Consider the following 14093-nt stretch of genomic DNA (forward strand, 5'->3'; position numbering starts at 1 on the left):
AGGTCCCGGTACCCGACCTATCTCACTGCGCCTTGGACAGTGCCCAGCCGGTGACCCGCGCGACGATGCCCTGATAGCCGGACGCGACGATACGCACCCAGAGATCGAGCAGTTTGGCGTCGGTGCCGACGAGCACCCGTGCCCGGTCGCGGCGCACCCCGTTGATGATGATGTCGGCGGCGTCCGCGGAGGTCGTCCGGGCGAGATACCGGTCGAAGAACTCGGCGGTGGACTCCTGGTTGTGGTCGCCGGAGGTGGTGGCGTTACGCGCGATCGCGGTCTTGATGCCACCGGGGTGCACGCACGTCACCTTGACCGGGTGCTTGGCGACGATCATCTCCTGGTTGAGCGCCTCGGTGAAGCCGCGAACCGCGAACTTCGCCGAGTTGTAGGCGGCCTGCCCGGGTTCGGCGAGCAGACCGAACAGCGAGGACGTGTTCACGATGTGGCCGTCTCCGGAGGCGATGATATGCGGCAGAAAAGCCTTGGTGCCGTTGACGACTCCCCAGTAGTCGACGTCCATCACACGCTCGATGTCCTTGAACTCGGTGCGTTCGATCTCGCCGTGATGGGCGATGCCGGCGTTGTTGAAGATGACGTTGACCGTGCCGTAGTGGGCCACCACGGTGTCCGCGTACTCCAGCACCGCCTCCCGCTCGGCGACGTTGAGCAGCTGGGCGTGCACCGGCGCCCCGGTTTCGGCGACCAGCTGCTCGGTGACGGCCAGCCCGTCGGGGTTCAGGTCGGAGATGGCGAGTTTGGCGCCCATCCGGCCCAGCTTCACCGCGAGGTCGCGGCCCATACCCGAACCGGCACCGGTGATCACGACGACCTTGTCACGGAAGTCTTTCATGGTCTCTCCTTCGGCGGCGTTGAGGTTCCGGGTGTTCAGGCGGTGACCGACGCGGGCCGCTTCTCGGTGGTGGCGGACGTGGCCGACGCGCTTGCTCCGCGCTCCACATCGTAGGCCGCGATGTCGAAATGCTTCGTGATACGTCGGAAGTTGAACGTGAAGCCCGGCCAGAGAGTGGTGATGTTGCCGTGGTGGTCCTTGTACCACGATGCACAGCCGCCGTTGACCCACACGCTGTTGCGCAAGCTGTGCTGGATCTCCGCGTTGTAGGCGCGCTGGGCGTCGAACTTGACGTCGGCGCGTGTGATGCCCTGCGCCCGTACTGTTGTGATGTAGTCGACCAGATAGTTCAGCTGCGACTCGATCATGTAGACCATCGAGGTGTGGCCCAGTCCGGTCGACGGCCCGATCATCAGCATCATGTTCGGGAAGCCGTTGACGAACGATCCCTTGTAGCCCTGCATACCGATCTCCTCCCACACCCCGGCCAGGCTACGGCCGTCGGTGCCGACGATCTTGTCGAAGACCGGTGAGTCGGTCACATGGAAGCCGGTTGCCACCACGATGACGTCGACGTCGCGGGCGGTGCCGTCCTGGGTCACGATCCCGGTCTCGGTGATGCCCGCGATGGGATCGGTGACGAGGGCGACGTTGGACCGGGCGATCGCCGGGTACCAGTCGTTGGAGCGGAGGATTCGCTTACAGCCGACCTGGAAGGTGGGGGTCACCTTCCGTTTGAGCTCCCGGTCGCGGATCGATCGGGCGATGTTCGCGCGGCAGATGAGTTCGACCGGTTTGAGTGACTTGGGGGAGTAGGTGAGTCCGAACGCGGTGATCTCGTTGGCGGCGTAGACCACGCCGCGCATCGCCGTCTGGAACCCCGGGACGTTCTCGAAGGCCCAGTGCTCGGCAGGGGTGTAGGGGCGTTCGGTCCTCGGCACGATCCAAGGCGCGGTGCGCTGGTAGACGTCGAGTCGGGCGGCGGCCTTCGCCACCTCGGGGACGAGCTGGATGGCTGATGCACCGGTCCCGATGACCGCCACTCGCTTGCCGGTGAAGTCGTAGTCGTTGTCCCACCGGGCCGAATGCACGATCTTGCCGCCGAAGTCGTCGAATCCGTCGATGTCGGGCAGATTCGGTTCGCACAGCGGGCCGACCGCGCCGACCATGATCTCGGCGCGCACCTGCTCGTGCCGGCCGTCGCGGACGACGTCGAGAATCCAGCGCCGCTGGTCGTCGTGCCACTCGGCTCGCTCGACCTCGGTGCCGAACCGGGTGTGGGCGCGCACCCCGTGTTCGTCGGCGACGTCGTTGATGTAGCGGTGGATCTCCGGCTGATGCGAGTACGACCGCGACCAGCGCGGATTGTGCGCGAACGAGTAGGAGTACAGCTGCGACGGCACATCGCAGGCGGCGCCGGGATAGGTGTTGTCGCGCCAGGTGCCGCCGAAGTCGGCGCCGCGATCGAGGATCACGAAGTCGTCGACCCCGTTCTGCTTGAGCTTGATGGCTGCGCCCAGGCCGGAGAAGCCTGCCCCGACGATGGCGATCTGTACATCGTTCATTGTCATGGTCTCACCGTAGCGGTCTACTGAATAAGCGTCAATAGTCTGTTGAACTCTGATCAATAGAGTCATACGGTGGATAGGACCAGCACGAACGCCACGCAAGTATGCACGGGAGGACAACGTAAGCTGTGACGGTGACCCGAGGTTCTGCGCCCAGTGCCAAGCGGACCCGGATGAGTCCCGAGGCCCGGCGGGACCAGTTCATCGGGCTGGGCCTGGCGATGGTTCGGGACCGCCCACTCGAGCAGGTGTCGATTGACGCCATCGCTGAGGCCGCCGGCGTCTCCCGTGCCCTGCTGTTCCACTACTTCGCGTCCAAGCAGGACTTTCATGTCGCGATCGCACGGGCGCAGGCCGACGAGATGCTCGAGTGCACTGCTCCCGATGAGTCCCTTGGCGATCCACTGGCGATGCTCTCGGAATCGATGTCGGCGTTCGTCGACTACGTCAGTGCCAATCGTGAGGCGTACACGGCGTTCATGCGCGGCTCGTCGAGTGCCGACCCGGCCATGCGTGAGGTGTTCGACCGGACCCGCGCGGTGATGGCGACCCGGATCTTCGACCACGCGCCCGCGTTGGGTATCGAGGTCACGCCGGTGGTGGAGATGACCGTGCAGGGGTGGATCTCGTTCGTGGAGGAGACCACCATCAGCTGGCTCACCGACCCGGTCGTCACGCGCGACGAATTGCTGGGCGTCATCACCGCCTCGCTCCCGGCGCTGGCCGCCGTCGTCCAGCGCTGACCCCGACATTCGCCGACAGAACCCCAAACCTCGCCGACAGAACCCAGGTTTGCGCCGACAGAACCCAGATTTGCGCCGACAGAACCCTCCGACCTTCCGCGGGCTGTGGATAGCGGCGTGAATTGTCCACAGGCGCTCGGCTCTCGTCGTCGATGCGGCGCCGGTGCCCTGCAATGGTCCCCATGGCACGCAGATCACCGGATGGCGACAAGCACCTTGTTCGACGCAAGAAGGCCGTGGCCCTCACCGACATGTCGGCAGAGCAGTTCGCGGTCGCGTTCACACGACTACACGGCGACACGTACGTGGATCGAGCGGCTGTTCTCGCGCCCCGTGAGAGGATCATCGCGACTTCGCAGACGGCGCCCGACGGCGTGGTCGTGGGCGGAATCGCCGCCAAGATCATGCACGGCGGCACCTGGCATGACGGGGATTTCACTGTCGAGCTGATCCGTGCTCCCGACGCCGGCAACAAACGCGGGCGCGGGCGAGCAGTTCATCGCACCGACCTCGAGCCCGACGATGTCGTGGATATCGAGGGCGTGAAGGTCACCTCGGTGCTTCGGACGGCCTTCGACATCGGTCGGGTACCACCCGAGTGGCGCGCTCTCGGTCATCTCGACGACCTCGCGTCGGCGACCGGCCTCTGCCCCGAGGACCTGGTCGACTACGTCAAGAAGTTCCCAGCGCGCCGCGGGATCCGGCAACTGCGTGCGCTGATACCGATGGTCGACGGCAGATCGGAATCACCGCCCGAGAGTTGGCTTCGACTCTTGATGTTCCGAGCCGATCTTCCGACACCGGATCTGCAGGTCGAGGTGGCCGATCCGATTGACGGGCATGTCTTCGCGCGTATCGATCTCGCGTACGAGCAACTCAAGATAGCGATCGAGTACGACGGTGAGGACTTTCACTCGACGCCCGAACAGAAGGCCCATGACGAAGCGCGTGACGCCAAGCTGAGGGCACTCGGATGGATCGTCATCCGTATCAATGCTGAACGGATGCGGACCGATCGGTGAGGAATCGTCATGGAGATCGAGGAGGCGCTGCGCGTGCGCGGCGGGTACTTCTGACACCAGCCTCGGCGAGCGATTCCGTCGCCGGAATTGTGGGTTCTGTCGGCGAAAAGCAGGGTTCTGTCGGCGAGATTCTGGGTTCTGTCGGCGAGAAAGCAGCCACCCCACTTCGGTGACATCACCGTGGTTTCGGTCCAAGGTGATTCCGGCGAAGTGGGGTGGCGCTCGGTCGGGAACCGCTCGGCGGCTCGGTCAGATCAGGAGAAGCACTCGTCGAGGATCTCCTGCTGCTCGACGGCGTGCACCTTGCTCGAGCCCGACGAGGGTGCCGACATCGCGCGACGCGAGATCCGGCGCAGTCCGCTCAGGACGTCCGGCAGCACCTCGGGCAGCCACAGGCCGAGGAACGGCCACGGACCCTGGTTGGCCGGCTCCTCCTGCACCCAGCGGAAGTCCTCGGCGTTGGGATACTGCTCGAGGGTGTTGCGCAGTCGCCGGTGCGGCACCGGGTAGAGCTGCTCGATGCGCACGACGGCGATGTCCTCGCGCTTCTCCTTGTCGCGTCGCGCAGCGAGTTCGTAGTACAGCTTGCCGCTGACCAACAGCACCCGCTTGACCTTGCTGCGGTCGGCGCCGCCCAAGAACATCGGGTCGTCGAGGACCGAACGGAACTTGTCGTCGGTGAACTCCTCGATCGGGCTGACGGCCTTCTTGTTGCGCAGCATCGACTTCGGGGTGAACACGATCAGTGGCCGGCTGATGCCGTCGAGGACATGCCGGCGCAGCAGGTGGAAGTAGCTCGACGGAGTGGACGGCAGCGCCACCGTCATCGACCCCTCGGCGCACAACTGCAGGAAGCGCTCGATCCGGCCAGACGTGTGGTCGGGGCCCTGTCCCTCGTGACCGTGCGGCAGCATCAGCACGACGTCGGAGAGCTGACCCCACTTGGCCTCACCCGAGGAGATGAACTCGTCGATGATCGACTGGGCGCCGTTGACGAAGTCGCCGAACTGGGCTTCCCACATGACCAGCGCGTCCGGGTTGCCCACCGAGTAGCCGTACTCGAAGCCGACCACCGCGAATTCCGACAGCGGGGAGTCGTACACCATGAACCGGCCCTCGGCGCTGTCGCCGGCGACGGTCTTGAGGTTGTTGAGCGGTGTGTACTCCGAGCCCCTGTCCCGGTCGATGAGCACCGAGTGCCGCTGGGTGAACGTGCCGCGTCGGGAGTCCTGTCCGGACAGCCGCACGGTGCGGCCTTCGAGGACGAGGGATCCGAAGGCGAGCAACTCGGCGAAGGCCCAGTCCACGTTGCCGTGGCGCGACATCTCGTGGCGACGTTCGAGAACCGGCTTCACCCGTGGATGCGGATCGAATCCGTCGGGGGTGTGGAAGAACGCGTCGCCGATGGCCTCGAGGACCTCCTTGTCGACGGCGGTGACCAGCTTGGTCGGCAGGGTCTGATCGGCCTGGATCGAGGGGCTCGGTTCGGCGTGGTATTTCTCGAGCTCCTTGACCTCGTTGAACACCCGCTCCAACTGGCCCTGGTAGTCGCGCAGGGCGTCCTCGGCCTCCTTGGTCGAGATGTCACCACGGCCGATGAGGGCTTCGGTGTAGCTCTTTCGGACGCCACGCTTGGTGTCGATCACGTCGTACATGGCCGGCTGGGTCATCGAGGGGTCGTCGCCCTCGTTGTGGCCGCGGCGGCGGAAGCACACGAGATCGATGACGACGTCCTTGCCGAAGGCCTGGCGGTAGTCGACGGCCAGCTTGGCCACCCAGACGCATGCCTCCGGGTCGTCGCCGTTGACGTGGAAGATCGGCGCACCGATCATCTTGGCGACGTCGGTGCAGTACTCGGTCGAGCGTGAGTGCTCCGGTGCCGTGGTGAAACCGACCTGGTTGTTGACCACGATGTGGATCGTGCCGCCGGTGCGATAGCCGGGCAGCATCGCCATGTTCAGCGTTTCGGCGACCACACCCTGACCGGCGAACGCGGCGTCGCCGTGCAGCATCAGCGGCAGCACGGAGAACTGGTCGTCGTCGTCGAGCTGATCCTGTTTGGCGCGCACCAGCCCTTCGAGGACCGGGTCGACCGCCTCGAGATGACTCGGGTTGGCGGTCAGCGACACGTTGATCTCGTTGTCGCCGAACATCTGGTAGTACTTGCCCTCGGCGCCGAGGTGGTACTTCACGTCGCCCGACCCGTGCGCCTGCGACGGATTCAGGTTGCCCTCGAACTCGGTGAAGATCTTCGAGTACGGCTTGCCGACGATGTTGGCGAGCACGTTGAGCCGGCCACGGTGCGGCATGCCGATGACGACCTCGTTGAGGCTGTGCTCGGCACCCTGGTCGATGACGGCGTCCATCATCGGGATGACGGCCTCGGCGCCCTCGAGGGAGAAGCGCTTCTGGCCGACGTACTTGGTCTGCAGGAAGGTCTCGAACGCCTCGGCGGCGTTCAGCTTCGACAGGATGTACTTCTGCTCGGCGACCGGCGGCTTGACGTGCTTGATCTCGACGCGGTCCTGCACCCAGCGCTGTTGCTCGGGCTCGAGGATGTGGGTGTACTCGACGCCGACGTGCCGGCAATACGCGTCGCGCAGGATCGACAGCACATCGCGGAGCTTCATCTTCTCCTGGCCGTGGAAGCCGCCGACCTTGAAGCTGCGGTCCAGGTCCCAGAGGGTGAGGCCGTAGGTGAGTACATCGAGGTCCGGATGGCTGGCGCGCGCGTCGCTGTCCATCATGAGCGGGTCGATGTCGGCCATCAGGTGGCCCCGGTTGCGGTAGGCCGCAATGAGTTCCAGGACTCGAGTGCTCTTGTCGACCAGGCCGGCCGGGATGTCGCGCCGCCAGCGGACCGGCTCGTAGGGGATGTGGAATGCGGTGAAGATCTCGTCGTAGAAGGCGTCGTCGAGCAGCAGCTGGTGGATCGTGCGCAGGAAGTCGCCCGACTCGGCACCCTGGATGATGCGGTGGTCGTAGGTCGAGGTCAGCGTCATCAGCTTGCCGACGCCGAGGTCGGCGATCTGCTCGTCGCTGGCGCCCTGGAACTCCGCCGGGTACTCCATCGCGCCGGCACCGACGATCGCGCCCTGCCCCTTCATCAGGCGCGGCACCGAGTGCACCGTGCCGATGGTGCCGGGGTTGGTCAGCGAGATGGTGACACCGGAGAAATCCTCACCGGTCAGTTTGCCGTCACGGGCGCGCCGGACGATGTCCTGGTACGCGGTGTAGAACTCGGCGAAACCCATGGTTTCGCAGTTCTTGATCGCGGCGACGACCAGCGTGCGGTTACCGTCCTTGCCGACCAGGTCGATGGCCAGACCGAGGTTGGTGTGTGCCGGGGTGACTGCGTTGGGCTTGCCGTCGACCTCGGCGAAGTGGCGGTTCATGTTCGGGAACGCCTTGATCGCCTGCACGATGGCATAGCCGAGGATGTGGGTGAAGCTGATCTTGCCGCCGCGGGTGCGGGCGAGATGGTTGTTGATGACGATGCGGTTGTCGATCATCAGTTTCGCCGGGACGGCGCGCACGCTGGTGGCGGTGGGGATCTCCAGCGATGCGGACATGTTCTTGGCGATCGCGGCCGCCGGGCCGCGCAACACCTTGTTCTCGTCTTCGCTGGGTGACGCGGATGAGGCTTTCACCGGTCCCTTGGCCTTTTGTGAGCGGGCGGACCCGTCGCGGCTCGCGGTGCTCTGGCCGGAGGCGGCCTTGGTTGCGGTCGATTCCTTGGCCGGGGCGGCCTTGCGAGCAGCGGCCTTGGTCGGCTGCTGATCGAGGGTCACCTGCTTGCTCTGCTTGGCCTGCGCAGGCTTCGAGGTGGACTCGTTCTTCTGGGCGGACTCGGGCTTGGCGGTGGACTCGGGCTTGGCGGGGGTCGCGGTGGTCTTCGCAGCGGAGGGGGTCGCTGCGGACGCGGTGTCGTCACCGGCAGCCGAGTCGGACGAGCCGTTCGCGCTCGGGTCGTAGTCGGCCAGGAAGTCATGCCAACTGGGATCGACCGACTTCGGGTCCTTCTTGTATTGCTGGTACATCTCCTCGACCAGCCAGGTGTTCTGTCCGAAATCTGAAATCGAACTGCTCACAGCGTCTACTCGCCTCAATTCCCTCTGGTGTCGGGTCGCTTGTCACCATGCAAGTCCCTTGTGAAGACTATCGGTGAACCACCTGCTGATGGTACGCGTGCCGAGTCGGCGCTGTGCGTCTGACCTCACCGAACACATCATCTGAGGCGCATGTCACCAGCGGTGGCGATACCGTCGGCGTCCGGGGCGACACCCGCATCCCAGAACGCGCGGTACCTCCCGTCCAACGACAGCAACTCGCGGTGTGTTCCCAGCTCGACGATGCGGCCCTGATCGACCACGGCGATCAGGTCTGCACGTGCCGCGGTGGCCAGGCGATGGGCGACGATGACCGACGTCCGCCGGTGGGTGAGTGCCTCGCCGGCGGCCAGCACGAGGGCTTCGGTCGCCTGGTCCAGCGTGGCGGTGGCCTCGTCGAGCAGCAACAGATCGGGGTGCACGAGTTCGGCGCGCGCCAGCGCGATCAGTTGGCGTTGGCCCGACGACAGGCCTTGTCCTCGTTCGCCGATCGGATGGTTCATCGCACCCGGCAGGTCGGCGATCATGCCCGCGGCGCCCACCGCCGCCGCGGCCGCCGCGATCTCTGCACGATCGGCGTCGGGTCGGCCGTAGGCGATGTTGTCGGCGACGGTGCCGGTGAACAGGTGGGGCTCCTGCGGCACCACCCCGATGCGCGCGCGGTAGTCCTCGAGCGCATGGTCGCGGATGTCGCGGCCGTCCATCCGGACCGCACCCGAGCTGGGGTCGTAGTAGCGGGCGAGCAATTTGACGATGGTGGACTTGCCCGCGCCGGTCTTGCCGACCAGCGCCAGCGATGTTCCCGCCGGGACCGTGAGGTCGACCTCGGTCAGGGCGTCGCGGTCGGCGCCGGAGTACCGGAACGTGACGTCGTCGAGTTCCACGCGGCCATCGAAACCCGTTGTCGGGACCGCGATGTGGGTGTCGCGGTGCTGTAGCGAGCTCGGGGTGCGGATGAGGTCGCCGATACGTCGCAGGCCGACGGAGGCCTGTTGGTACCCGTCGAACACCTGGGAGAGCTGCTGCACCGGACCGAACAGCATCGAGAGGTAGAGGACGAAGGCGACCAGTGTGCCCGCCGACAGCGATCCCTGGGAGATCTGCTGTGCGCCGACCGCGATGGCCACCGCGGTCGCGAGGTCCGACATGAATGTGATGAACGGGAAGTAGATCGAGATCGCGACCTGGGAGACCATTCGGGCACGCAGCCACTCGTCGGTCCGACGGGTGAACCGCGCCGTCGCGGTGGGAGTGTGTCGATAGGTCTGTGTGGTCTTGATGCCGGCGATGTTCTCCTGGAAATCGGCGTTGACCAGGCTCACCAGCTCCCGTGAGCGCGTGTAGGCGACCGCTGAGATCCGCCGGAACACCACGGTGGCGATGATCAGGACGGGAAAGACGGGCAGGATCAGTGCGCCGAGCAACGGGTCGGTGATCACCAACGCCACGGTGACACCGATCAGGGTGAGCGCCGCGACGACCGCGGTGGAGAGACCGGTCTGCAGGAATGTCGACAGCGCGTCGACGTCGGTGGTCATCCGGGTCATGATGCGCCCGGACAGCTCGCGTTCGTAGTAGTCGAGACCCAGCCGTTGCAGGTGGGCGTAGCTACGCACCCGCAGGCCGAACAGGACGCGTTCGCCGGCCCGGGTGGCGGTGATCGTCATGGTGGCGGCGGCCAGCCATCCGATTCCCACCAACCCCACGCCCACCGCGGTGGCCCACCACAGGGTCGATTCGTCGGCGTCCGTGGCGGCATCGATGACGGTGCGGGCCAGCGTGGGGAAGGCCAGCCCGACGAGCGTGTCGATCGCGATGGTGACGATCGCGATGCCGAGCAGCCAGCGCACCGGCCGCAGCAGCTGTGTCAGGGAGAACTCACGGTTGTCCGAGCGGGCCGCCCCGACGTCGACGGCGGGCTCTTCGTCGGCGGGCGGGAGGGTGTCGACCGCGGCCTCGAGCTCGGGTGTCGCGGGCATGGAGCCGAGTGCACCGCCCATGCCCCCGCCGCCTCGGGCACCCCCGCCGCCCGGACCCCGCGTGGGTGTGGCCGGCGGCCGGATCGGCCGGTCCGGTGCGGCGACGGGTGCGGTGGCCGGCCACAGTTCGTTCAGCTCCGGGCCACGCGGGACCTCGGGGGTGGCGATACGTCCCACCTGTTCGGGGTCGGCCGACGCCATCAGACTGCGGAACAGTTCGCAGCGGCCGTCCAACTCCTCGACCGTCCCCATGTCGACGATGCGCCCGCCGTCGAGCACCGCGACGCGGTCGGCCAGCGCCAGCGTCGACCGGCGGTGTGCCAGCAGCAGCATCGTTCGGTGTCGGTTGCGTAGTCCACGCAGGATGCGGACCTCGGTGGAGGCGTCCACCGCTGACGTCGCGTCGTCGAGCACGAGCACGCGGGACCCGCCGTAGAGCGCCCGGGCCAGGGCTACGCGTTGCCGTTGACCGCCGGACAGTGTGAGCCCGCGTTCGCCGACCACGGTGTCGAATCCGTCGGTGAGCGTGTCGATGAACTCGAGGGCGTCGGCGCGGTCGGCGGCCGCCACCAGTCGGGGGCTGGGGGCCGCACCGCCGAGCCGGGCCTCGCCGGCCGCCGGACCCAGGACGATGTTGGCCGCGATGGTGTCGGAATACAGGAACGGCTCGTCGAAGACCACCGAGACCGCGTCGTGGAGGGCATCCGACGCCAGCTCGTCGACCGGGTGGACGGTGTCGCCCACCAGGAGCTCGACGGCCCCGGAATCGGTCCGGTAGTAGCGTCCGGCCAGGTCGGCGAGTGTGGACTTCCCCGACCCGGGGCGGCCCACCACGGCGACGCATTCTCCGGGTCCCACGGTGAGGTCGACCCCGTCGAGCACTTGCCGATCACCGAACGCGAACCGTACGTCGCGCATCCGCAATCCGACCGGGCCGTCGGGCAGTGTCGCGGTGTTGTGCTCGGCCGGGTCGCGCGGGTGATCGATGACGTCGTAGACCCGGTCCACCGCGGCCCGCGCCAACTGGGCGCTCACCACGAGGTTGGTGAGCAGTCGGGCCAGCGCCGTCATGGAGGCGATGTAGGTGGCGAAGGCGAGGAAGGTGCCTGCGGTGATGTGACCGGTCATGGTGAGATAACCGCCGAGCGCGATCACCGCGACCATGCCGAGTTGCGGGATGGCGGCCATCGTCGGGGTGAAGCGCGCGTTGATCCGTCCCGCGCGCAATCGCAGGGAGTACAGGCGGGCGCCCAGCCCCACCAGTTCGTCGACCGCGCGGCGTTCCTGGCCGAATCCCTTCACCACGCGCACGCCGGTGACGGTCTCCTCGACGTGCTGTGCGACGTCGGCCGCCGCCTGCTGGGCAGACCAGGTGGCCGCGAAGAGCTTGCGGCGGGTCCGGAACACCACCAGGGCGACCAGCGGGAAGATCGACAAGGCGACGCAGGTGAGCAGAGGCGACAGATACGCCATGATGCCGATGGCGACGACCACCTGGACCGCTGCCCCCAGCGACAGCGGTGCCATCGCCAGCAGTCCCTGCACGATCTGCAGATCCGAGATGGACCGCGACACGATCTGGCCGGTGCGGATCTGGTTCTGGGCGTTGCCGTCGAGGTGCAGCAACGTGTCGAGCAGCTTGCGGCGCAGCCCGTTTTGCACGCTCACCGACAGGCGTCCGGCCGTCAGCCGACGTCCGAACTGGCATCCGTAGCGCACCACCGCCAGCACCACGAGGGCGGTGACGATGAGTCGGATCGACCACCCGTCTGTGGCGGCGCCCGTCGCGTGGTCGATCGCGGCCTTGGCGAGCAACGGCGCGATCAGGTCGACCGCGACCGCCACCGCGGTCACCGTCAGGGTGATCGTGACCAATGCGCGGTGATGTCCGCACTCGGCGGCGAGCCGGCGGATCCAGCCGCGCCGGGTTGGGGCGTCGTCGGTTGCCGACGGCGTCGCGTCGGCGCTGTGCCGCACTCGGGATTGGAGCGCGGCGATCACCGACGTCCCGGCGGAAGTCCGGTACCGGCGACGATATCGCCGTCGATCGTCCAGGTGGCGGGCGGCGGGCCGAATGCCTCGCGCGCGTTGGAGATGACGCGTCGGCCCAGGGCTCGGTTGCCGACGCCGCCGATCATGGCGCCGATACCGGCCGGCATCAGCTTGCCGAACAGCAGCGGCGCGCGCTTGAACGCGTACTTCTTGGTCAGTTTGTTCACGAGTGTCTTGTTGAGCTTCGCCAGGCCGCCGCCGGGGATGCTCGCCCCGCCCAGTCGCCGCAGCGCACCGCCCCGGGTGCCGACGAGGCGGCCCAATGCGACCACACCTTCCTCACCCAGCGCGACGGCGAGGACGAGGGTTTTGCGGCGCTCGGAATCGTGCACCGGGATGCCGTGCACCTCGGCGACCGACAGTGCGAGCAGAGCCGATGCCTCGAGGAAGAACGCGGTCTCACCGGTCATCGCGCCCAATGCGGTCATCGTGCCGACGCCGGGGACCGCGGCCGTGGCGCCCACCGCGCCGCCGGAACCGGTGACGGCGGTCAGGTAGAGCTTCTCCAACCGGGCGATGATCTGCTTCGGGCTCTCCTCTGGGTGTGCGGTGCGCAGAGTGCGCACGTATCGGGCGACTGCAGGCGCCTGCAGACGCTGCGCGCGATCGAGCAGACCGCCGGTCATCTCGACGGCCTTGCCGGGCGGACGCTGCTCGTTGCCCGCGCCGTTGCCGGAGCTGTTGCGTTCAGCCATGTGTGGGTACTCCGTCTGCTGCGGGCACGACCTCGTCGGTCGGTGGTGGTCCGGGCGGCGTGCCGTCGCCGAAGGGTCGGCCGCCGAGCTCCGCACGGTGGTGCGGGGTCAGCCAGTTGCCCAGATCCGGCCCCGCCGGCACCACCCCGGTCGGATTGATGTCGCGATGGACGACGTAGTAGTGGCGTTTGATCTGGGTGAAGTCGATGGTGTCGCCGAACCCGGGCGTCTGGAACAGATCGCGGGCGTAGGCCCACAACACCGGCATCTCCGCGAGTTTGCTGCGATTGCACTTGAAATGGCCATGGTAGACGGGGTCGAAGCGCGCCAGCGTCGTGAACAGCCGGATGTCGGCCTCGGTGATGGTGTCGCCGACCAGATAGCGGCGAGTCGACAACCGCTCGGAGAGTTCGTCGAGTTTGGTGAAGAGCCGGTGGTAGGCCTTCTCGTAGGACTCCTGGTCTCCGGCGAAACCGCAGCGGTAGACCCCGTTGTTGACCTCGGTGTACACCCCCCGGCTGACCTCGTCGATTTCGTCGCGCAGATGTTCGGGATACAGGTCGGGCGCCCCCGGGCGGTGGTGGTCGGTCCATTCGAGTTCGAAGTCGACGGTGATCTGGGGGTAGTTGTTGGTCACCACCGCACCGGTCGGGATGTCGACCACCGCGGGCACGGTGATGCCCTTGGGGTAGCCCGGGAACCTCTTCTCGTATGCATCCTTCAGGCGCGGTATCTGCAGTACCGGATCGAGACCACCGGGATCGAGGTCGAAGGTCCAGGAATCGGCGTCATGCGTGGGACCGCACATGCCCATCGACAGGGCGCCTTCGAGTCCGAGGAGGCGACGCACGATGATCGTCCGATTCGCCCACGGACACGCCCGCGCGACGATGAGGCGGTAGCGGCCGGCCTCGACCGGGTAGCCGTCGCGGCCGTCCCGGGTGATCCGGGTGTCGATGTAGTTCGTATCCCGCACGAACTCCTGTCCGGTGGTCACGTAGACGCCCTGCTCGGTCGCCGCCCCTTCGGTGGGTGGCTTCGCCGCGGTGCGCGGGCTGTTCGTCGTCATGCG

The 14093-nt window shown here is 66.9% G+C and carries 8 protein-coding genes; 2 read left to right on the forward strand and 6 right to left on the reverse strand.

What is annotated here, in order from left to right:
- Positions 1-22: 22 nt before the first annotated feature.
- Positions 23-853: an SDR family NAD(P)-dependent oxidoreductase gene (locus NWF22_RS19505; RefSeq protein WP_160903310.1), complete on the reverse strand. Its 831-nt coding sequence runs from the start codon at positions 851-853 to the stop codon at positions 23-25.
- A 35-nt stretch (positions 854-888) separates the two neighbouring features.
- Complete coding sequence (locus NWF22_RS19510; RefSeq protein WP_160903311.1) at positions 889-2424, reverse strand: flavin-containing monooxygenase; 1536 nt, start codon at positions 2422-2424, stop codon at positions 889-891.
- A 170-nt stretch (positions 2425-2594) separates the two neighbouring features.
- Here NWF22_RS19510 and NWF22_RS19515 point away from each other — a divergent pair, with 170 nt between their 5' ends.
- Together NWF22_RS19515 and NWF22_RS19520 are read left to right on the forward strand one after the other, a co-directional pair.
- Positions 2595-3164: a TetR/AcrR family transcriptional regulator gene (locus tag NWF22_RS19515; protein WP_160903415.1), complete on the forward strand. Its 570-nt coding sequence runs from the start codon at positions 2595-2597 to the stop codon at positions 3162-3164.
- Positions 3165-3346: 182 nt separating this feature from the next.
- Positions 3347-4186, forward strand: a complete 840-nt coding sequence (locus tag NWF22_RS19520) for an endonuclease domain-containing protein (RefSeq protein WP_160903312.1) — start codon at positions 3347-3349, stop codon at positions 4184-4186.
- Between the two features lie 254 nt (positions 4187-4440).
- On the opposite strand, the gene NWF22_RS19525 is transcribed toward NWF22_RS19520, so the two are convergent.
- The 4 genes from NWF22_RS19525 to NWF22_RS19540 form a co-directional block, all read right to left on the reverse strand.
- Entirely contained in the window at positions 4441-8277 is a 3837-nt protein-coding gene (locus tag NWF22_RS19525) for a multifunctional oxoglutarate decarboxylase/oxoglutarate dehydrogenase thiamine pyrophosphate-binding subunit/dihydrolipoyllysine-residue succinyltransferase subunit (RefSeq protein WP_160903313.1), read from the reverse strand.
- Between the two features lie 137 nt (positions 8278-8414).
- The gene (locus tag NWF22_RS19530) at positions 8415-12251 is read right to left on the reverse strand and encodes an ABC transporter ATP-binding protein (protein WP_258321442.1); all 3837 of its coding nucleotides are present in this window, start codon (positions 12249-12251) and stop codon (positions 8415-8417) included.
- Between the two features lie 20 nt (positions 12252-12271).
- On the reverse strand, positions 12272-13021 hold the full coding sequence (locus tag NWF22_RS19535) for a hypothetical protein (RefSeq protein WP_160903315.1): 750 nt from the start codon (positions 13019-13021) through the stop codon (positions 12272-12274).
- Positions 13014-14090: a glutathione S-transferase family protein gene (locus NWF22_RS19540; protein ID WP_160903316.1), complete on the reverse strand. Its 1077-nt coding sequence runs from the start codon at positions 14088-14090 to the stop codon at positions 13014-13016. Before NWF22_RS19540 ends, NWF22_RS19535 begins: the two co-directional genes overlap by 8 nt.
- Between the last annotated feature and the right edge of the window lie 3 nt (positions 14091-14093).

Origin of the sequence: Gordonia mangrovi (genome assembly GCF_024734075.1) — a bacterium.
Lineage (GTDB): Bacteria > Actinomycetota > Actinomycetes > Mycobacteriales > Mycobacteriaceae > Gordonia > Gordonia mangrovi.

Bases quoted from the DNA above. Each gene is read 5' to 3' on its own strand.
- NWF22_RS19515 (WP_160903415.1), top strand. From the start codon at position 2,595: ATGAGTCCCGAGGCCCGGCGGGACCAGTTCATCGGGCTGGGCCTGGCG.
- NWF22_RS19505 (WP_160903310.1), bottom strand. From the start codon at position 853: ATGAAAGACTTCCGTGACAAGGTCGTCGTGATCACCGGTGCCGGTTCG.
- NWF22_RS19510 (WP_160903311.1), bottom strand. From the start codon at position 2,424: ATGACAATGAACGATGTACAGATCGCCATCGTCGGGGCAGGCTTCTCC.
- NWF22_RS19520 (WP_160903312.1), top strand. From the start codon at position 3,347: ATGGCACGCAGATCACCGGATGGCGACAAGCACCTTGTTCGACGCAAG.
- NWF22_RS19540 (WP_160903316.1), bottom strand. From the start codon at position 14,090: ATGACGACGAACAGCCCGCGCACCGCGGCGAAGCCACCCACCGAAGGG.
- NWF22_RS19535 (WP_160903315.1), bottom strand. From the start codon at position 13,021: ATGGCTGAACGCAACAGCTCCGGCAACGGCGCGGGCAACGAGCAGCGT.